General features: G+C 63.1%; 12 protein-coding genes. 7 read left to right on the top strand and 5 right to left on the bottom strand.

Annotation, left to right across the window (positions count from 1 at the left end; all coding sequences use genetic code 11):
* The first annotated feature begins 366 nt into the window (after positions 1–366).
* Positions 367–1,797, top strand: coding sequence for a DUF1593 domain-containing protein (locus tag M2334_RS15315; protein WP_264595214.1), 1,431 nt, complete (start codon positions 367–369; stop codon positions 1,795–1,797).
* Between the two features lie 252 nt (positions 1,798–2,049).
* On the opposite strand, the gene M2334_RS15310 is transcribed toward M2334_RS15315, so the two are convergent.
* The 4 genes from M2334_RS15310 to uxaC are packed head-to-tail and all read right to left on the bottom strand — an operon-like array spanning position 2,050 to position 8,066.
* Entirely contained in the window at positions 2,050–3,900 is a 1,851-nt protein-coding gene (locus M2334_RS15310) for a sulfatase-like hydrolase/transferase (protein ID WP_264606098.1), read from the bottom strand.
* A 38-nt stretch (positions 3,901–3,938) separates the two neighbouring features.
* Positions 3,939–5,222: an MFS transporter gene (locus M2334_RS15305; RefSeq protein WP_264605871.1), complete on the bottom strand. Its 1,284-nt coding sequence runs from the start codon at positions 5,220–5,222 to the stop codon at positions 3,939–3,941.
* 31 nt (positions 5,223–5,253) lie between these two features.
* A complete protein-coding gene (locus tag M2334_RS15300) occupies positions 5,254–6,660 on the bottom strand; it encodes a mannitol dehydrogenase family protein (RefSeq protein WP_264595212.1) in 1,407 nt (468 codons plus the stop codon).
* A complete protein-coding gene (gene uxaC / locus M2334_RS15295; RefSeq protein ID WP_264595211.1) occupies positions 6,657–8,066 on the bottom strand; it encodes a glucuronate isomerase in 1,410 nt (469 codons plus the stop codon). Before uxaC ends, M2334_RS15300 begins: the two co-directional genes overlap by 4 nt.
* Before the next feature lie 110 nt (positions 8,067–8,176).
* Between uxaC and manD the strand changes: the two genes are divergently transcribed.
* The 3 genes from manD (at position 8,177) to M2334_RS15280 (ending at position 12,748) form a co-directional block, all read left to right on the top strand.
* Positions 8,177–9,385, top strand: coding sequence for a D-mannonate dehydratase ManD (manD, locus tag M2334_RS15290; protein ID WP_264595210.1), 1,209 nt, complete (start codon positions 8,177–8,179; stop codon positions 9,383–9,385).
* On the top strand, positions 9,385–10,317 hold the full coding sequence (locus M2334_RS15285) for a sugar kinase (protein ID WP_264595209.1): 933 nt from the start codon (positions 9,385–9,387) through the stop codon (positions 10,315–10,317). The genes manD and M2334_RS15285 overlap by 1 nt, the downstream gene beginning before the upstream one ends.
* Before the next feature lie 163 nt (positions 10,318–10,480).
* Positions 10,481–12,748, top strand: a complete 2,268-nt coding sequence (locus tag M2334_RS15280) for a glycoside hydrolase family 3 protein (RefSeq protein ID WP_264595208.1) — start codon at positions 10,481–10,483, stop codon at positions 12,746–12,748.
* Between the two features lie 31 nt (positions 12,749–12,779).
* Here the strand turns inward: M2334_RS15280 and M2334_RS15275 are convergent, their stop codons facing one another.
* Positions 12,780–13,538, bottom strand: a complete 759-nt coding sequence (locus tag M2334_RS15275) for a FadR/GntR family transcriptional regulator (protein WP_181558593.1) — start codon at positions 13,536–13,538, stop codon at positions 12,780–12,782.
* A 263-nt stretch (positions 13,539–13,801) separates the two neighbouring features.
* Between M2334_RS15275 and M2334_RS15270 the strand changes: the two genes are divergently transcribed.
* From M2334_RS15270 to M2334_RS15260, 3 genes are all read left to right on the top strand, one after another.
* A complete protein-coding gene (locus M2334_RS15270; protein WP_264605870.1) occupies positions 13,802–16,066 on the top strand; it encodes a TonB-dependent receptor in 2,265 nt (754 codons plus the stop codon).
* 176 nt (positions 16,067–16,242) lie between these two features.
* Entirely contained in the window at positions 16,243–17,766 is a 1,524-nt protein-coding gene (locus M2334_RS15265; protein WP_264605869.1) for a carboxylesterase/lipase family protein, read from the top strand.
* Between the two features lie 55 nt (positions 17,767–17,821).
* Complete coding sequence (locus M2334_RS15260; protein WP_264605868.1) at positions 17,822–20,527, top strand: glycoside hydrolase family 2 TIM barrel-domain containing protein; 2,706 nt, start codon at positions 17,822–17,824, stop codon at positions 20,525–20,527.
* Positions 20,528–20,540: the final 13 nt, after the last annotated feature.

Genomic DNA, 20,540 nt, shown 5'->3' with positions numbered 1-20,540 from the left:
GTGAGAAGCGCGCGAGCGTTCGGCTGCAATTCAAGTGTCTCAACTGCGCCTATTGCCCCCCGTCATTTCCGATTCCATACAATGCGCTGCATCCCGTGCGGAATCCTACGATATCGTCGATCTTTACTTTGCTGGGGATTTGAAGGGCCTCTCCTTCATTAAGAGACGCAACTCACTTCGAACCTGGATAATGTGTCCGATCAGGGTTCTCCATACCTGACCACTGGCAATGGCTATGGTAACGGGAATACGCTCGGAAGGCTGGTTCAGCCCGGCATTCGTACGCGCTTCTGATCCGCCGGGCCGCCCGTCCGCCATGGCGCGATCATGGCGGACGAGGCATCGATATTTGAGGTAGGAGAACTGATGGTCACTCGATTTAGCATGGTGCTGGCCGCCGCTGCGGCACTGGCAGTTTCGGTTCCGGCGACCGCTGCCGAACCTTCGCAGACGACGAAGTCGCGTGTCCTGATCTTGTCCGACATCGGGAATGAACCCGACGATTCTGAGTCGCTTGTCCGCTTGCTGCTTTATGCGAACGAGTTCGACATCGAAGGCTTGGTTGCGACGACCTCCACCTGGCAGCGCACGAAGGTCCAGCCACAGCTCATGCGCGAGCGGGTGGAAGCCTATGGGAAGGTGCTTCCCAATCTCCAGAAACATGCTCAGGGCTATCCGGATGCCAGCACGCTGATGGCCGCGATCGTCAGCGGGGCGCCGGTCTATGGCATGGCTGCGGTGGGCGAGGGCAAGGATACCGAGGCCTCGCGCCGGATCATCGAAGTGGTCGATCGCCCCGATGACCGACCGGTTTACATCCCCGTGTGGGGCGGCAGCGCGGATCTTGCGCAAGCCCTGTGGACGGTTCGCGAAACGCGCACACCTGAACAGGTGAAGGCCTTCGTTGCCAAGCTTCGGGTCTATTCCATCTCGGATCAGGACGATACCGGCGCTTGGGCGCGACGGACCTTTCCGGACCTGTTCTGGATCGCCAGCGTCCACGGTTGGGGCCAATATGGCCTCGCCGCATGGATCGGCATTGCCGGTGACCTTTTCCGCCGTGACGACAAATGGCCGAATGCGGACATGGTCACCAATGAGTGGCTGGAGGCCAATATCAGGCGCGGGCCGCTGGGTGCCTTATATCCCCCGCATGAGTTCATCATGGAAGGAGACACACCGTCCTTTCTGGGCTTGATTCCCAATGGCCTGAATAATCCCGAGCGTCCCGAATGGGGTGGCTGGGGAGGGCGCTATCTGCCGATCTACGAAGGTGCCGGCCACCGGGCCGACGCATCTGACAGGTTTGTGGACGCAAATGGCAAGGTCTGGGTCAGCAATCAGGCGACGGTGTTTCGTTGGCGCGGGGCTTTTCAGAACGATTTTGCCGGACGGATGGCCTGGACTCTTTCGCCCGACGTGCGCCGCGCCAATCACCATCCCGAGCTGGTGTTGAACGGGGTCGCCGGAAAGGCGCCCGTCACCTTGTCGGCGAAGGTCGGCGCAACCGTGCGCCTCTCCGCCGCCGGCACGCATGATCGGGATGGCGACAAGCTGACCTATCGCTGGTGGCAATATGCAGAGCCAAGCCAGGCGCCCGGCGTCATGGTGCCGCCCCTTGAGATTACCGGCGCGGACAGCACGGAGGTGAGTTTCACCCTGCCGATGTACCGGATGACGAACACGAACGTCCCTGTGCCCAAGGACACCGCCTATCACATTATTTTGGAGGTCACGGATTCGGGATCGCCGCCCCTGACCAGCTACCGGCGGGCCGTGGTGACTTTGGAACCATGACGGGGCTGTGCCGCAATGGTCGATCGGGCCTGCATTCGATCGGCCATTGATGTTTTCTGGAAGGGCCTGTGGCAAATGGCGTGCTGGAGAGCAAGTAGGACTGTCACAGACAAGCGATCACGAAAGTAGACGTTCCCGATCATCGAGCGAAGCGGATGGCTGCGTGGACCAGTGCAGCTTACGCTAAACAACCAGCCAGAACTGGAATCTCGGGGAACGTTAGACTGTCTCGTCAAACTTGCCTATGAGCCTTCACACGCCTCGTGGGGGCAGAAGCGAAACTGAAGGATCGTAAGTGCCCTCACTCACGCGTGTGAGATACCGTGTCGCGCGCCCGACATAGCCGGGATCGGTCTTCCATCTCGCCAGCATGTCCATGGGCCGATAGACCGGCTCGATATAAGTAAGAGCATTAAGAGTCTGCAGTGCGACCATTTCCGGAGGATTTGCGGCGAGCAACTCGGCAAAAATCTGCTTGGCCTGCTCCCCTTCACTCAGATGCGTGAGGGCTTCCGCCATGACCACGCGGACCTGCGCCGACGTTTCGCGCTTGCTTGCGCTGAGTAACGTCTCTCGCGCCGGCGCGGCCTGTGCTTTGCGGATCAGCAGACCCGTTGCTGCCCAGTAGCGCATCACTTCGTTATCGTGTGTCAGGGCCCGAGTAAGATCCGGCAGTGCTGATGGGCCTCCGGTCGCCGCCTGCGCGGCCAGAGCCATAATGTCCGCCAGCGGATAGGCATGGGGCTGGCGACTGGCTTCGTAGCCCTCTAGCGGCGAGCCTTCGGGTATGAAGCCGTTATCGTTTATATCCAGCATGTGCTGGTCGAGCGCTGTCCGCAAAGCGCTCAGGCGGCGGCTCTGCTTCGGATCGGCGGCAAGGTTTTGAAGCTGATCAGGATCAGCTTCAAGGTCGTACAGTTCCTCATAGGGCCGAGGCTCGAAGAAGCGCGACTGCACGGCGTTAAGCTCGCCGGCGGCATAGCGGCGATACCAGTCCTGATAGCTGCGCAACATCATCGGGAAGGCGTTGACCTGCCCCATGGGGCGGTGCGGCATGTAGTTGCGAATATAGCGGTAATGCCCGTCCGCGACGGTGCGGACGAAGTCGTAACGCTCATCCATGCGATTGCGCATGCCAAAGGCATAGGCTTTCGGACGCGCGATCTTCCGGCCAAGGAAGGCCGTGCCCGGCATGGTCGCAGGCTGGGGAATGCCCGCGATGGACAGCAGCGTCGGTACGAAATCGATGAAGCTGACCGGCGCCGCGATCTCGCCGCCCATCGCGGCCGGCGCATAGTCCGCCCATTTGTCGGGCACATGGACCACCAGCGCGCAACGCAGCCCTTCCTCATGGCAATGCCGTTTGGAGCGGGGCATGCAGCCGCCATTGTCCGAAAAGTAGAAGATGATGGTATCGTCGGCCAGCCCGGCATCTTCCAACTCGGCCAGCTTTTCGCCGACCTGTGCGTCCATCCGCTCCATGAGGTTATAATAGCTGGCGAAATCCTGCCGCACGGCGGGGCTGTCGGGGAGATAGGGTGGGACGCGGACCTGTTCGGGCTTCACCTTGCCTTCGGTGATGCCGAACAGCCGCGATTCATGCGTGGTTTCAAAGTTGAAAACAGCCATGAATGGCGTGTTCTCAGGCCGGTTGCGGTAATGCGCCTTGACGCTCGATTCATCCCAGATCGACGTTGGATTCACGACGGCATTGTAATCGGTTTTCTCATTGTTCGTGCAGTAATAGCCCGCCGCGCGCATGAGTTGCGGATAGGTCTTGAGGAAATCAGGCAGGCTTGCGTCGGCGCGCATGTGGTTCGCCGGCGCATTCGATTCTGGATAGATGCCGGTCAGAAGGCAGAAGCGCGCCGGGGCGCAGACCGGCGCGTTCGCGTAGATCTTCCGGTAGAGCAGCCCCCGGCGCGCCAGCGTGTCGATATGTGGCGTATGGGCAATCGGGTCGCCATAGGCGCCAATGAAGGGATTATTGTCTTCGCTCACCAGCCACAGAATATTGGGCCTGCCTCTCGGGTCGGGCCGGCTTGTCTGCGCAGTTGTCGTGCAACCGGTCGCGACGCTGGCCGCAGCCAGGCTCCCGAGCATATCTCTGCGACTGATCGCCACCTTCGCGTATCCTTATCTTAATTGAGGGCGGCCTTTGCCTTCCCGGACCGAAGCAATCCCCACAGCACCAGCGCGCCGATCAGGTCGAAGGCGGCGAGCATGACGAACAGCGGATTGTACCCCACAATCTCCGCGAGCCCGCCGACGATCAGCGTGAAGATGGCGCCGCCGATCCATCCGATCGATCCAGCCATGCCGGTCGCTGTGCCGACTGCCCGCTTGTCGAACAGATCGGCCGAGAGGGTCAGCAGGGCGCCGGAAAGCATCTGGTGGGCGAAACCACCGACACAGAAAAGCGCGATGGCCATAGCCGGTGAGGTGGCGAGGCCGATGCAGGCCGGGCCGATCATCAGCGCCGCGCCCAGCGTGACGGTCAGCTTGCGCGAGGTGAGCAGGTCAACGCCGAACCAGCGGATAAGCGCGGGAGCGGTGAGGCCGCCCAGCATGGAGCCCGCGTCCGCTGCCAGAAATGGCAGCCAGGCCCACAGAGCGAGATCTTTCAGATTAAAGTCCCACACCGTGACCAGATAGAGCGGGATGAAGAAATTGAAGGTCTGCCACGCCGGCTCCGCGAAGAAGCGAGGGATGGCGATGGACCAGAAGCCCTTGGTGCGGATCACCTCGCGCCAGTGCGCCGGGCGCGCGATGACCCCGGCATCGTCACCGGCGGTCTGGATATGGGCGAGTTCCGCTTGCGTCAGTCGCTTGCTCTGCTCGGGGCTGCGATAAACGAAATACCACAGCAGGGCGAAGAGCAGGCTCAGGCCGCCGGTGATGAGGAAGGCCGACTGCCAGCCGAAATACAGGATGCAGAACGCGACGAGCGCGGGGGCGATCATGTTTCCGATGGAGGCGCCCATGTTGAACACGCCGGTTGCAACGGTGCGCTCGCGCGGCGGAAACCATTCGGAAACGACCTTGAGGCCGCCGGGAATGGCGGCGGCTTCAAAGCTGCCCAGCAGCCCGCGCCAGAAGGCGAGGCTGAACCAGCCGGTGGCAAAGGCGTGGCACATATTGGCAAAGCCCCAACCCACCACGAAGATGGCGAAGCCCAGGCGGGTGCCGAGCCAGTCCAGAATGGCGCCGCTGAACGTCTGCATCACCGTGTAGGTGGCCTGGAAGGAGAAGACCACCCAGCTATATTGCTGGGTGCTCATGCCAAACACTTCCATAAGCGTCGGCGCCGCGACGGAGAGCGACGAGCGCGCGAGATAGTTGAGAATCGTGCCGATCGTGACGAGGCTGATGATCCACCATCTCAGGCCCATGAGGGGCATGCGCCGCTTGTCATTCACCGTCATTCTCTCCCGAAGCCCTGTTTGATTGGCAAAGTCAGTCCGCCATCGTTTCCAGATGACTGGACAGTGCGGCCAGTTCATCGCTCGTGGGTTTCCACGAGGAGGCGATCAATCCGCTCTCCGCGAAAAGCGCGGGGGCGATCCCGTCCCGGCCCGCTTGCTTCCAGGCCAGCGCCAGCGTCTCCGCACGGGAGTCGCTGACATGCGGATTGTTGCCCCGCACGTGGGCGATCCACGCGGCGAGGGCTTTCAGGATCGCAGGCGAGGCTTTCCCCTGGGCCTGCCGGTCGGCAAGCGTCGCCAGCCAGCGCTGGGGGATCTTCTGCGATCCATCCATGGCGATCTGCGCGAGCCGGTGGGGAAGGGCGGGGTTGGCGAAGCGGGTTTCCAACGAGGCGGCATAAGCCTGCAGGTCTTGCCCGGCGGCCGGCTCGAAACTGTCGGCGGCTTCGTCCCGCATCAGGCTGCGGACCAGCGCGCCGATGTCTGGGTCGGCCATGGCCTGGCTGACCAGCTCATGCCCCTGGGCAAGGCCGAGATAGGCGAGCGCCGAGTGGGCGCCGTTGAGCATCCGCAACTTGGCCGTTTCATAAGGGCGCACGTCCGCCACGATCTCGGCGCCAGCAGCTTCCCATGGGGGGCGGGGGCCGGCGAACCGATCCTCGATCACCCATTGGCGGAAGGGTTCGGTGAACACTGCAGCCTCGTCCCGCAGACCGATCATGCTTTCCAGCCGGTCGATGTCATCGGGCTGCGTCGCCGGGACGATCCGATCGACCATGGAGCAGGGGAAGGTGCAATTATCCGCGCACCATTGCGCCAATTGCGGGTCGGTGCCGGTCAGCACCTTGAGGAGCATGGCGCGCAAGCGGGTGCCATTGTCCGCGAGATTGTCGCAGCTCAGGATCGTGAGGCCGGGCAGGCCCTGGTCCCGGCGCTGCTTCAGACCTTGTGCGAGATAGCCGTAGATGGTGCGCGGCGCCTGGCTTGCGGGGTCATCTTGCAGCAGCGGATCGAGCGCGTCGTCCTGCCTGCCGGAAAGGTGATAGCCTTTCTCGGTCACGGTCAGCGTCACGATATGGGTCTTGGGATCGGCGATGGCGACCATCACACGGGCCGGGTCTTCCGGGGCGACGATGATATCGCTCAGGCAGCGCACCAGCCGCGTCGCAGGCGCGCCTTCGCCCTTGGTAGTCACGGTGAACAGGCAATCCTGCGGCGCAAGCTGATCGCGCACCGTGGCGCTGCGCATCGACACGCCGAGGATGCGCCAGACCTCGCCCGACGCCGCAATGGCATCTTCGGTAAACACCGCCTGATGCGCCCGCGTGAAGGCGCCCAGGCCAAGATGGACGATCTGCTTGCTGCCGGCGGCGCGATCGTAAGGCACCTGAATAGCGCGCGCATCGAGCGACGCGAGGGTCTGCTCGGAGAGCCTCATAGTTTGTACGCTGCCTTGGCGAAATTATAGGCGAGATCCTGCGCGAGTTCGGCAGCTTCCCAGTCCTCCAGCCGATGCTCGGCGACCAGCCGCGCGAGAAAGGCGCAATCGACCCGGCGGGCGACATCGTGGCGCGCGGGAATGGACATGAAGGCACGCGTGTCGTCGTTGAAGCCGACTGTGTTGTAGAAGCCCGCTGTCTCCGTGACATTCTCCCGGAAGCGCCACATGCCTTCCGGGCTATCGTGGAACCACCAGGCCGGGCCGAGCTTGAGTGCCGGATAGTGGCCGGCAAGCGGAGCCAATTCCCGGCTGTAGGTCGTTTCATCCAGCGTGAAAACGATGAGGGACAGGCGCGGATCGCGGCCATATTTGGCGAGCAGTGGCCGCAGCGCATGGACATATTCGGTGCGCACCGGGATGTCCGCGCCCTTATCCCGCCCGAAATGCTCAAACAGCCAGGGATTGTGATTGCGGAAACAGCCAGGGTGGATTTGCATGACCAATCCATCCTCGATGCTCATGCCGGCCATGACCGTCAGCATGTGCGCGCGGAACAGTTCGGCATCCGCGGCGCTCACGTCCGGGGCAATGACGCGCGCGAAAAGAGCGCGGGCCTGCGCGTCGTCAAGGTCCGCCGTCGCAGCGGTTGGGTGGCCGTGATCGGTTGAGGTTGCGCCCATCCGGGCGAAAAACGCCCGGCGGTTGCGGTGCGCGGCGAGATAGCCCTCATAGGTGAAGCAATCTTCGCCGGCCAACTCGCCAAAGCGCACCAGATTGTCGCGAAAACCCTCGAATTCGGGATCGATCACTGGGTCCGGGCGATAGGCGGTAATCACCCGGCCGGACCAGCCGCTGGCGGCAATCGTGCGGTGATGGTCGAGACTGTCGAGGGGGGACTCGGTGGTGGCGATCACTTCGATATTGAAGCGCTCGAACAGCGCGCGAGGGCGGAACGCCTCCTGCGCCAGCTGCTCTGCGATGGCATCGTAATATGCGTCGGCGCTGTCCGCATCCAGCCGCTGGGCGAGACCGAACACTTCGGCGAACACCCAATCCAACCAGAGCCGCGAAGGGGTGCCACGGAACAGGTGATAATGGGCCGCAAAGATGCGCCATGCCTCTCGCGGCGCCGTCTCCGCCGCTTCGCCGCGCCGCCGCACGCCCAGCTTCTCCATGGGAATGCCCTGGCTGTAGAGCATCCGCAGGAGATAATGGTCGGGGATCAGCAGCAGGTCTGCGGCATTGGTGAATGCCTGATTGTCCGCAAACCAGCGCGGGTCAGTATGGCCATGGGGGCTCACGATCGGCAGTTGCGCAACCTGTGCATAAAGGTCGCGAGCGATTGCGCGCGTGGTGGAGTCCGCAGGAAACAGCCGATCAGGATGCAGTTTCAGTGGACTCATGACCTTCTCCCTGGCGACCGGAAATGACCCCTTGCCATACAATGCCTGACCAATCTAGTATTGATTGTCAGGCGAAAATGCTTGGACACTCATCGGGAGCTTTGCCTGCAATGAAGATAACTGCCGCTCGGGTCATCGTCACCTGTCCCGGACGCAATTTCGTGACGCTCAAGATCGAGACCGATCAGGGCGTTTATGGAATCGGCGATGCCACGCTCAACGGGCGGGAGCTTTCGGTCGTGTCCTATCTGCAGGACCATGTGGCGCCCTGCCTCATCGGCATGGACCCACGGCGGATCGAGGATATTTGGCAATATCTCTATCGCGGGGCCTATTGGCGGCGCGGGCCGGTGACCATGCGGGCCATCGCGGCGGTCGATGTCGCGCTGTGGGATATCAAGGCCAAGATGGCCAATATGCCCCTGTACCAGCTTCTGGGTGGCCGCAGCCGCGATGGCGTGATGGTCTACGGCCATGCCAATGGCTCGGATATCGAAGAAACCGTCGATGCCGTGGGCGAATATATCGACATGGGCTATCAGGCGATCCGCGCGCAGACCGGCATTCCCAATGTGAAGGACGCCTATGGCGTCGGGCGCGGCAAGCTCTATTATGAGCCGGCCGATGCCGCGCTGCCCTCTGTCACCGGCTGGGATACGCGCAAGGCGCTCAACCATGTGCCCAAGCTGTTCGACAAGCTGCGCCAGACCTACGGGTTCGACCATCATCTGCTGCATGATGGCCACCACCGCTACACGCCGCAGGAAGCCGCCAATCTCGGCAAGATGCTCGAGCCCTATCAGCTGTTCTGGCTGGAAGACGTCACGCCTGCGGAGAATCAGGAAGCCTTCAAGCTGGTCCGCCAGCACACGGTCACCCCGCTGGCCGTCGGCGAGATCTTCAACACCATCTGGGATGCCAAGGATCTCATCCAGAACCAGCTGATCGACTATATCCGCACGACCATTGTGGGCGCGGGCGGCGTTTCGCATCTGCGGCGCATCGCCGATCTGGCCTCGCTCTATCAGGTCCGCACGGGCTGCCACGGCGCGACCGATCTCTCGCCGGTGACGATGGGCACGGCCCTGCATTTCGATACCTGGGTGCCGAATTTCGGCATTCAGGAATATATGCGCCACACCGAGGAGACGGACGCCGTCTTCCCCCATGATTACCATTTCGAGCGCGGCTTTCTCTACTGCGGCGAAACGCCTGGTCATGGCGTCGACATCGATGAAACTCTGGCCGCCAAATATCCCTACAAGCCGGCCTATCTGCCGGTCGCGCGGCTGTCCGACGGCAGCATGTGGAACTGGTGATGCGCGTTCTCGCGATCGGCGAGGGCATGGTCGAGTTCCGGCGGGAGGATGCGTGCTGGCGGCAGGCCCATGGCGGCGATGTGGTCAACACGGCCATTCATCTGGCGCGCTTCGGTATCGCGACCGGCCTTGCGACGGCCATCGGGCGCGATGGGTTCAGTGATGATCTCGCCGGCGCGTGGCAGCGTGAGGGGCTTGATCTCTCCTGCGTGGCGCGCAGTCCGGTGCACGAATGCGGCATCTACTTCATCGCCACTGACGAGAATGGCGAGCGCTCGTTCACTTACCGTCGCAGCGACAGCGCCGCACGACGCCTGGTTTCACTGATCGCGCCCGATACCCTCGCCGCTGCAGTCCGTAACGCCGAGCTGATAGTTTATTTTTCGCTGGTGACGCTGGCCATCCTCCCGGAGGAAGACCGCGCTACGTTGCTCGATATTTTGCGGAGCCGCCGCGCAGCCGGTGGCCGCATCGCGTTTGACAGCAACTACCGTCCGGCGCTTTGGGAGACGGTGGCGGCGGCCCGGCATTGGCATGATGCGGCGCTGCGGACAGCGTCCATTGGTCTGCCGACGCTCGATGATGAGCAGGCTCTGCTCGGGACGACTTCTTGCGAGGAAGCAATAACCTATTGGCGCGAGCGCGGCGTCGATGAGGTCGCTGTAAAAATGGGGGCGGCCGGCGCGATCGCGGGCGATTGCCTCGTTCCGACCCGCAAGATCGTGGCGCGCCCTTTGGATACCTCCGGCGCGGGCGATGCATTCAATGGCGGCTATCTGGCTCATCGGCTGGTGGGGCGAAGTCCGGAGGCGTCGGCGGAGGCCGGCAATGCTCTGGCCGCTTGGGTTGTGCAGCGGCGCGGGGCTATTCCGCCGGCCGAAGCCGGGATCTACAGTCGGCCATCGGGCGACGACACAGGGATGGCCGTTTGACCGGGTGACCCCGCCAATAAGAACAGCATGATTGGAGAAGGCCGTGCGCATGACTGGCAAGATTTCGTTCTCGGTATCCGCAATGGCGCTCTGCGCCGTGTTTAGCGGCTGTGCGACAACGGACCGGTCCGCCGCCGCGTCTACTCCATCTGCTTCACCGACGATGACACAGCCGGATGTCGCGGCGCGCAGCAAGCCGGTCATCACTGTGGCCGGACTGCGGTTCAAAGACCTCAATGCCTCCGGCACGCTCGAACCCTATGAAGACTGGCGTTTGACGGCGCTTGAACGTGCACGCGATCTCGTGACGCGCATGACGCTGGCCGAGAAGGCGGGGACGATGCTGATCGCGACGCAAAATCCCGATTGCGACGGCTCGATCACTGAGGATGGCAAGGCGCTCATCGAAAAGGAGGAGATGAGCCGCTTCATCCTGCGCGCCACGGTCTCCACGGAGCCGGCAGATTGTTCGGTCAAGTTGACCGGCTTCCGTCTGAGGGGCGGTTACAGGCAGACGCCGCTGCAGATGGCGCGCTTCACCAATGCGGTGCAGGAAGCGCGCGAGGCGAGCCGGCTTGGCATCCCCGCCCTTTTCAAGGACAATGCCCGCAACCATGTCGAGGTCAGCCCGACCTTCGGCATCGGCCAGGGCGCCGGTGCCTTTACCGAATTTCCGAAAGAGGCGGGGCTCGCTGCCGCTGCGCTTGGCGCTGCAGGGCTGCTCAACGCAACGGACGGTGCGCCACCCGCTGGCCTGCGGGGCGATATGTCCGTCATCACCGGATTTACGCGCGTGATGGGCCAGGAGTGGCGGGCCATCGGCCTGCGCGGCATGTATGGTTATATGGCGGATCTGGGCACGGAGCCGCGCTGGTCACGCTTCCACGAAACGTTCAGCGAAGATGCTGAGCTGGTCGGCGATATCGTGACGGCGCTCGCCAAAGGGCTGCAGGGCGAGAAAGGGCAGGGCGGCCTTGCGCTCTCTCCGGCCACCGCAGTCAGCATGACGCTCAAGCACTTCCCCGGCGGTGGGCCGCAGCAGCTCGGGCTGGATGCGCATTACACATTCGGCAAGGACCAGTTCTACACCGATCCGAGCGGACGGTATGGGTTCGATTATCATCTGCGCCCCTTCCAGCGAGCCATCGACGCGGGCGTGGGTTCGATCATGCCTTATTATGGCGTGCCGGTTGATGCGCATCATGGCGGGCGGCCGGTCGAAAGTCTGGGCATGGCGTTCTCGCGGCAGATCGTCACGGGTATTCTGCGGGATGAGCTGGGCTTTCGCGGCTATGTGAACTCGGACAGCGGCATCATCGAAGAGCGCGGATGGGGTCTGGAAGACAGTCGCACAAATCCGGCGACTGGTAAGGGGTACACCGTCGCGGATCGCACGGCGCTCGCCGTTCGTGCTGGCACGGATATTCTCTCCGAGTTCCGCAGCAAGAGCACGATCGTCGATCTGGTTGCCCAGGGCGCGCTCAGTGAGGCAGGCGATATCGATCCGGCGGTCGAGCGGCTGCTGACCGAACAATTCGCGCTGGGCCTGTTTGAAAATCCCTATGTCGACGCCGAGGCAGCGCCGGAGATGATCGGCACGGCTGAGCATCGCGCGCTCGGGCTGGACGTCCAGCGGCGGTCGCTCGTGCTGCTGCAGAATCAGAAGGTGGATGGCACGGGCGTGTTGCCGCTCCGCCCGGGCAGTCGCATTTACACCATGGGCTTTGCCGGTGCTGACTTCGCCGCACGGGGATTTGCAGCCACTGACGGCAATTATGACGTTAAAAAGGGGCAGGTCCGTCCGGCCGTGCCGGCCGGCACGGACTATGCGATCATCAACGTCCGCGTGAGCACGGATGGCGCGCGGCGCTATTCCAGCAAGTCAGCCGAAGCCGGCGGGCGTGCGGTCTATCCGGCGACCAGCATTGCCAACCGCGTGACGGGCAAGCGGCAGGCAAGCTGGGGTGAGCAGGACCCCTGCACGGCGCCCGGTGTCAGCAAGGACGTCACCTGCGTGGACGACAATCTGATTTTCGGCGGCGCATTTCCGTGGGAGGCGGGGATGCTGTCCTTTTCCGCCATGGCGAAGGCGCAGAGCTGGTCGGTCTATCCATCGCTGGCCGACATTCAGGCGGTCATGCGCGAAATCGGCGATCCGCGCCGCGTGATCCTCAATATCTATTTCCGCCAGCCTTACGTGCTGGATGAAGCCAGCGGCCTGCGCAATGCCGGGGCGATCATCGCCAGCTTCGGGGCGAGCGATGCGGCCCAGATCGATGTGCTAACCGGCAAGCAGGCCCCGGCCGGGCGCCTGCCATTTGCCTTGCCTGCCTCACTCGATGCTGTCGACCGGCAGCATTCCGACGCGCCCGGCTATGCCGAGACGCCGGGCGGCACGCTCTATCCGTTCGGCTTTGGCCTGACCTACTGAGTGCGCGTGCCGGGGCTGCCCGGCATGTTGCTCAGGCAATCGCCCTTTCATAGCGGGCGCGCTTCGATGCCGATGCCTTGCGCGCTTCCTCGATCGCCTTTTCCTCGGTAGCAAAGAGCAGGCTGTCCAGAACCGCGGTCAGATGCGCGCGCATGGCGGCGCGGGCCTTGGCGGGGTCGCGCGTCCGCAGCGCATCGAGAATGACCTGATGCTCGTCGATGACCGGTTTGACATTGGCCGATCGCGCCTTGGCATAGAGCAGGGCGGTCTCAGGGGATTTGGCGCGCAACGACCAGAGATTGTCGATGAGGTTCACGATCGCCGAGTTGCGCGTCGCCCGCGCGATGGTCAGGTGGAACTGATGGTCGGCATCTTCCGTGCCGGCGTTGCGTTCATTCTCCGTCGCGATCTCGTCGATCAGCTGCGCCAGCGTAGCGAGCTCCTCGTCGGTGATCTGCGCCGCCGCAAGCGCGGCCGCTTCGCCTTCCAGCAGCAAGCGCGCTTCGGTCAGTTCGAAGGCGCTGACATTGAATGCCGCAGGATCGCCCGCGCTGGGCAGGCCTTTGAGATAGGCGCCGGAGCCGACGCGGACTTCGACGATGCCCTGAACCTCCAGCGCGATGATCGCCTCGCGGATCGTCGGGCGGCTGACATTATACTGGATCGCGAGTTCCCGCTCCGTGGGTAGCCGGTCGCCAGGCTTGTAGCGCCCGCTCCCGAACACCTCCAGCAACTGGTGCGCGATTGCCTGATAAAGTCGGTCTCTGCCGCTGATCGGTTCGGATGCCATGACCACCTGTTCTATGTGCCCTCTGCCAGAGGAAAGCGGCGATGCTATCGCGGATTGAGCGGATTGGCCAGACACCTTTGCGCGGTTTCTTTGCAACAGTCAGGTGTGAAAGTGGCGGCTGAAATTAGCCGTTTTCGGTCAGCACGCTGATTTTTCCCGCCACAGCCATTTATATTCTGCCTACAATGTGGCATGACCAATTATCCGCAGTGACTTGGCCAAGTCCGGTTCGGTTCCGAGTTTTGGTAAGAGGATCTCCCTAAATGCGTTCTTTCCTACGTTTTTCCGTTGCGTCTGCTGCGTTGGCGGCGGCCTGTGCGGTCGCAACGCCTGGCTTCGCCCAGAGCGCGGCGCCCGAAGCCGGTGCAGGGTCTGAGCCGGAAGCGATCATCGTAACCGCCCAGAAGCGGGAGCAGGACATTCTTGAAGTTCCGGCGGCGGTCAGCGTGATCAACTCGGCGGTGCTGAACACCGCGCAGGTCACCCAGTTTTCCGACATCACCCGCGTGTCGCCCTCACTGACAGTGAACGAGCAGGGCAATTCGGCGTCGTCGTCCGTCTCGATCCGCGGCATCGGCACCTTCTCCTTTTCGACCAGCACTGAGCCGGCCGTCTCGATCGTCGTGGATGGTGTGGCACTGCTTCAGCAGGGCCAGGCGTTCGGTGGCGGGTTGAATGACATCGCGCAGGTCGAGGTTCTGCGTGGGCCGCAGGATTCCCTGTTCGGCAAGAACGCGTCTGCCGGTGTGGTCAACATCACGACCAAGAATCCGACGCGTGACCTGAGCGGTTATGTCGAAGGTGTCCTGACCAATGACGACGAGACGCGGGTATCCGCCATGCTCTCCGGTCCCATCGGCCAGAATGCCGGCTTCCGGCTGAACGGCTTCTATTCCGATCGTGAAGGCTACATCAACAACCTGACCAACGGTCATCGCCTCAATGGCGCGGAAAGCTACGGTTTTGGCGGCAAGTTCACTTACGGTGCCGGCAACCTCGATCTCACGTTGTCCGGCAATTACAGCAACACCAAGTCGAACGGCAACGCGCCGACCTATTATTATGTGACCCCTGGCGCGACCCAGAATGGCGCGGCGATTGACCTGCGCGGCATCCGGCCGGGCGTCGGCAACGACAATGTCCGCTTCGATGGCGATCCGCGCGCTGACAGCTTCCAGTATCTGCTGTCGGCCAAAGCCGATCTTGACCTGGGCTTTGCGACGCTGACATCGGTTTCCGCCTATCAGCGCTGGAAGCTGGAATCCGGCCAGGATCTCGACTTCTCTGCCGCGCCGACCCTCTATCAGGGCGGCCCCTATGATGCGACGATGTTCAGCCAGGAGCTGCGCCTGACCTCGCGGGGCGCCAGCCCGTTCGAGTATATGGTCGGCCTGTTCTATGCTGATGGCAATACCGATCGCCGCTTCATCCGTTCGGCGCCGTCTTTCTTGTCGTTCCTCCGTCAGGATTGGGATTCGACCGCGTCGACGGAAAGCTATGCCGCCTTCGGTCAGCTCGGCTATAATTTCACGCCCACGACCAAGCTCACGCTCGGCGGCCGCGTCAATCGCGAGACTGTCGGCGTATTCTTCCGGGATAATCGACTGGCGACGCCTGTGGTGTATGAAGATCAGCGGAGCGACACGGCTGTCACCGGCAAGGCCTCGCTGCAGCAGTTCGTGAGCGACGAAGTGATGGTCTATGCCGCCATCGCCAAGGGCTATAAGGGGCAGGCCTACGATATCTCGTCCGGCTTCAACCAGTCGCGGATCGACAATCTCGTCAAGCCCGAGCATTCCGTATCTTACGAAGTCGGTATGAAGGGTCGCTTCTGGGGCAACCGTGGATCGTTCGCGATCACCGGCTTCTGGACCGACTATGACGACTTCCAGGCGCAGAGCGCGGAATTCATCGCCGGTGCGCCGCAATTCATTCTCAAGAATGTCGGCAAGCTGCGCACCAAGGGTATCGAGTTCGAGGGCTCCATCCGGGCGACTCCGAACCTCAATCTCTATGGTTCGGCCGCTTACGTCGACGCGAAGATCCGCGAATTCCCGGGCGCGAGCTGCTATCCTGGTCAGACGGTCGCGCAGGGCTGCGTCGCCATTCCGGGCACGACCACGTTCGTGCAGGATCTGGCTGGCGTCGGTCTCGCCAATTCGCCGGACTTCAAGTTCAACGTCGGTGGCGTTTACGAGGCGCCCATTCAGGGTACCGAGATCAACGCCTATATGAGCGCGAACTATGCCTGGCAGGATGATGTCAACTTCTCGCTGGATCGCAACCCGCTCACCAAGTTCGATGCCTATGGCATCGCCAATGCCAGCATTGGCCTGCGCAGCACGGGCGCTGTGAACTGGGATCTGTCGTTCTTCGTCAACAACCTGTTTAACAAGGCGTATCTGACGTCCATCACCGATTATACGGGCAATGGATATTCGGCCCCGACGCTGATCCAGCAGGTTCCGCGCAACTATCAGCGCTATGTCGGCGTCCGCCTCCGGGTCGGTTTTGGAGCCAGCAACTAAAACCGTTCCAATCAACGGAACGAAGCAGAACTGAAAGAGAGGACAGTACCATGATGATTGCCCGTTTGAGAGGGTTCATTCAGCAATGGCGTGGTCCTGGCCTCTTTTTCCTCGGCGCGTTATCGGCGGCACCCCCGGCATTGGCTGGGGAGGCCGTTGGCACATCCGAGCCGCGGGTGACGACGCAGGCGGGGGCGATTGAGGGACGGATGCTGCCCTCCGGCGTTCGCGCGTTTCTGGGCGTGCCTTATGCCGCACCGCCGGTACGGGATTTGCGCTGGCGGGCGCCCCAGCCGGTGGCGGCCTGGAAGGGCATCTATCATGCCGACCGGTTCGGCCCGCAATGCATGCAGCAGCAGCGCGGCATCCTGACCAACCAGTATTCCGGCGCGGAAGTCACCAGCGAAGACTGCCTTTATCTCAACATCTGGGCCAAGCCGGGACTCAACAAGGCGCCCGTGATCGTCTTCCTGCATGGGGGCGGCTTCTTCATCGGCGCGGGCAGCATGGCGCTGTACGGTGGCGAGACTGTCGCCACGCGGGACATTGTCTTCGTCAATCTCAATTATCGCGTCGGCCCGCTTGGCTTTTTCGCGCATCCCGAACTGACCTCTGAATCGGGGCATAAAGCATCGGGCAATTATGGATTCCTGGACCAGATCGCCGCGCTGCGCTGGGTGCGGGAGAACATCGCGCAATTTGGCGGCGATCCTTCCAATGTGACCATTGCTGGTCAGTCGGCCGGGTCGATGTCGGTTCTCGCTTTGCAGGCCAGCCCGCTTGCCAAGGGTCTTTTCCAGCGCGCCGTGGGCATGAGCGGTGCGCTCATCGGCTCGGCGGGGCCGGGTGCCATGCGTCCCCTGGCGCAGGCCGAGCAAGATGGCGTGCGGCTGCAGGTCATCTGGAAGGGCAGCAACCTCGCTGATCTTCGCGCCATGCCCGCCGACCGGCTGGTCGTGCCGCGCGTGCCCGGATCTCCGCCGGTCGGCCCGATCGAAGATGGCTATGTGCTGCCTTATCCCATCGACGAGGCTTTCAACCGCTCCGCCCAGAGCGATGTCCCGCTCATGCTCGGCTTCACGCGCGATGAATCGCTCGGTGGCCTCGGCCCTGTGCAGACGCTGGCTGACTACAAGGCGCGGGCTGCGGCCGCATTTGGCGATCGTGCCGACGCCTTCCTGAAGCTCTACCCGGCGGCGACCGATGCTGAAGCGAAAGCGCAGGCGCGGGTTGCGGATCGGGACGGGACGATGGCGGCGGCGATGGATGCCTGGGCGCGGGCGCAGGTCGCGAAAGGCAAAGCGCCGGTTTACAGCTATATGTTCGCCCGCCCGCATTCCTACCCGACCGGGGTGCACATCCCCGACCTCGATCCCGCGACGGCCGGCGCTTACCACACCTCGGAAGTGCCGTTCTGGCTCTCCACGATCGAGAGCTTCAATCGCTTCCGCCCCATGCGGGACTGGTCCCAGGCCGACCGCGCGTTCAGCAGCGCGATGACGGATTCGCTCGTCGCCTTTGCCCGCTCGGGGAAGCCGGACACGCAGCAACTGAAATGGGTGACGTTCGACCCGGCCCGTCCGCGCCTGCTCGAACTGGGGGCCGACGCACATATCGCTGCCTGGCCGGAGGAGCGCAGGCTGGCGTTCTTCCGTGCCGCGCCCGCCCAGCGTCCCGCAGGTGGCGCGGCGCGCGACTGACCGGCGAACGCCTGCCTGAAGACGCGCACTAGGACATGAAGAAGGCGAGATAGATATGCGGATGATGACATCGATGGCACTGGTTCTGGCGCTCGCTGCAACGAGCCATGCCTCCCCATCGCTTGCCCGCGACGCGGTGTCGTCCAGCGATCAGGCCAGCGAGCACGTGCGCACCAGAATGGCGCTGGCCGACGGCTGGCAGTTCAATCTGGTCGGCGAGGCCGGTCCCGCCGCGCATGACCCGAAGCCGGAGAACTGGAAGCCGGTCTCGGTGCCGCACAGCTGGAATCGCGTCGGCTATTATCTCTCCGACTCGGAAACACATGTGAATTCGGCGGAGACAGTCAACAAGATCCAGGGCGTCGGCTGGTATCAGCTGACCTTCACGCCCGCCGCGGCGAATGCGGGCAAGCGCGCCTTTCTGGAATTCGATGCAGCCAGCCGGACGGCCGAGGTGTGGCTGAATGGCGTGCGCTTGGGTGAGCATCGCAATCCGTTCGGTCGCTTCCGCCTGGATGCCAGCAGCGTGATCCGCTTCGGCGAGCCCAATTCGCTCTACGTGAAAGTCGACAACACCCAGCCGCGTCTGGGGAACAGCACTGAGGACGTGCTGCCGATGACCGGCGATTTCTTTGTGCGGGGCGGGCTGTATCGGCCGGTCAGTCTCGTCATGACCAATCCGGTCCATATCGACATGCTCGATCATGGCGGGCCGGGCATCTACGCGGCGACCCGCAGCGTTGAGAGCGGCCAGGCGACTATCGATCTGCTCGCGCGGCTCAGAAACGACAGCGCCTCCGCGCAGCCGGTGACGATCGACGCGCAATTGCTCGATCATCGCGGCAAGGCGGTCGCGACATGGCGCGAGACGGCGCAGCTGGCCGCTGGCGCGGTCAGGGAGATGCGCGGCGCGCTGGTCGTCGCCAATCCACATCTGTGGAACGGCACGGCCGATCCCTATCTCCACACGCTGCGCTTCGAGATGCGGTCTGCCACCGGCGAACTGCTCGATGCACTGGACCAGCCCTTCGGCATCCGCACGCTGAGGCTCGACCCGAAGGAGGGCTTTTTCCTCAACGGCAAGCGTACGCCGCTCGTCGGCGTGGGGCTGCATCAGGACAATGAAGCCGCCGACTGGGCCATGACGCCCAAGGACGTGGCAGAGACGGTGGACATCATGCGGGATATGGGCGCCAACTCCCTGCGCCTCGCCCATTATCAGCACGGCCAGCCGATCCACGACCTCGCAGACCGCTATGGCCTCATCCTGTGGGACGAGATCGCGCTGGTGACGGCTTGGACCAATGCGCGCGACCAGACCGAAGCGCCGGCGGGCATTCGCGAGAATGCGCGGATGCAATTGCAGGATCTCATCAAGCAGAATTACAATCACGCCTCGGTCGCGGTGTGGGGCATCGCCAATGAAGTGGATTTCGGCCCGGGCCGGCCGGACTTTCTGGGCCGCCCACCGGAGGTGCTGGCCAATCCGCGCCCGCTGCTTGACGAGCTGAACGCGCTGGCCAAATCGGTCGATCCGCTACGGCCGGTCGTGCTGGCGCAATGCTGTGAAGGGCGAGGCATGCCCGACGTGCCGCCCGTTGCGGAGTCGGTCGATGCCGTCGGCGCCAACCGTTATTATGGCTGGTATTATGGCGAGCCGGATCAGCTTGGCGCGCATCTCGATGAACTGCGCGCCAAGCGACCCGATCAGCCGATTTCGATCAGCGAGATCGGGGCTGGCGGCGCGGCCAACATGGCATCGGACAATCCGCTGGGCGGCCCGATTGAATCTGCTGGGCGGACCCAGCCGGAAGCCTTCTTCTCCTGGTATCATGAGCAGAGCTGGAAGGTGCTCAAGGATCGGCGCGATCTTTGGGGCATCTGGCTGTGGAACGGCTTCGATTTCGGCTCGACGGTGCGGCGCGAGGGCGATGCGCAGGACATCAATACCAAGGGCATCGTCACCTATGATCGCAAAATCAGAAAGGACATTTTCTACTTCTATCGCGCGAACTGGTCCGACAAGCCGACCGTCCACATCAACGGCCGTCGCTATGTGGACCGCGCCTATCCCGTCACCGACATTCGCGTTTACAGCAATGCCCCGGAGACCCTGCTCACGGTGAATGGCCGCACGCTGGGCGGTCTGAAGGATTGCCCCGACAGTGTATGCGTATGGCCGGCCGTGCGCCTGAAGCAGGGCGGCAATGTCATCGAAGCCCGTGGCGTGTTCCCGTCCGGCCCGGTCATGGATCGGATCGACTGGACCGTCGCGCCGGCGCAGGCCCGCAGCTTCCGCATCGACAGCGGCGCGCTCGTCGCCGCGCGCGCGGACGTGAAGTTCGGCTCGGATGAATTCTTCGTCGGCGGTACGGCAGGCACGACCGATCAGCCCGGCGGACGCGGCCGCCAGGCCGTCCTCGCCGAGATTAGCGGAACGGATCGGCGCGATGTGGTCGCGAGTTTTCGGCAGGGGAAGGCGTTCCAATACCGAATCCCCGCCGCCGATGGCCGTTACCGCGTCACGCTGAGCTTTGTGGAGCCAGACAAGGGCGTCGGCGAGCGGCGGTTCAGCGTCACCGCCAATGGCAGGCCGGTCCTGCAAGCCTATGACATTCGCGCCCGGGCTGGCGCCGTCCGCGCGGCCGTGCGTGAGACGTTCGACGTCGATGTGACGGGCCAGATGCTGACGCTGCAGTTCAAGGCTTCCGTTGGCGAGGCGGTGGTTTCCGCCATTGAGGTCGAACCGGTTGGTAACTGAGCCGGATTCTGGC

Source organism: Sphingobium sp. B11D3D, assembly GCF_025961755.1.
Lineage (GTDB): Bacteria > Pseudomonadota > Alphaproteobacteria > Sphingomonadales > Sphingomonadaceae > Sphingobium.
The sequence above is the reverse complement of the archived record's forward strand: the minus strand, read 5'-3'. Positions and strand labels throughout refer to the sequence as shown.

Bases quoted from the DNA above. Each gene is read 5' to 3' on its own strand.
- M2334_RS15315 (WP_264595214.1), top strand. From the start codon at position 367: ATGGTCACTCGATTTAGCATGGTGCTGGCCGCCGCTGCGGCACTGGCA.
- M2334_RS15310 (WP_264606098.1), bottom strand. From the start codon at position 3,900: ATGCTCGGGAGCCTGGCTGCGGCCAGCGTCGCGACCGGTTGCACGACA.
- M2334_RS15305 (WP_264605871.1), bottom strand. From the start codon at position 5,222: ATGACGGTGAATGACAAGCGGCGCATGCCCCTCATGGGCCTGAGATGG.
- M2334_RS15300 (WP_264595212.1), bottom strand. From the start codon at position 6,660: ATGAGGCTCTCCGAGCAGACCCTCGCGTCGCTCGATGCGCGCGCTATT.
- uxaC (WP_264595211.1), bottom strand. From the start codon at position 8,066: ATGAGTCCACTGAAACTGCATCCTGATCGGCTGTTTCCTGCGGACTCC.
- manD (WP_264595210.1), top strand. From the start codon at position 8,177: ATGAAGATAACTGCCGCTCGGGTCATCGTCACCTGTCCCGGACGCAAT.
- M2334_RS15285 (WP_264595209.1), top strand. From the start codon at position 9,385: ATGCGCGTTCTCGCGATCGGCGAGGGCATGGTCGAGTTCCGGCGGGAG.
- M2334_RS15280 (WP_264595208.1), top strand. From the start codon at position 10,481: ATGACACAGCCGGATGTCGCGGCGCGCAGCAAGCCGGTCATCACTGTG.
- M2334_RS15275 (WP_181558593.1), bottom strand. From the start codon at position 13,538: ATGGCATCCGAACCGATCAGCGGCAGAGACCGACTTTATCAGGCAATC.
- M2334_RS15270 (WP_264605870.1), top strand. From the start codon at position 13,802: ATGCGTTCTTTCCTACGTTTTTCCGTTGCGTCTGCTGCGTTGGCGGCG.
- M2334_RS15260 (WP_264605868.1), top strand. From the start codon at position 17,822: ATGCGGATGATGACATCGATGGCACTGGTTCTGGCGCTCGCTGCAACG.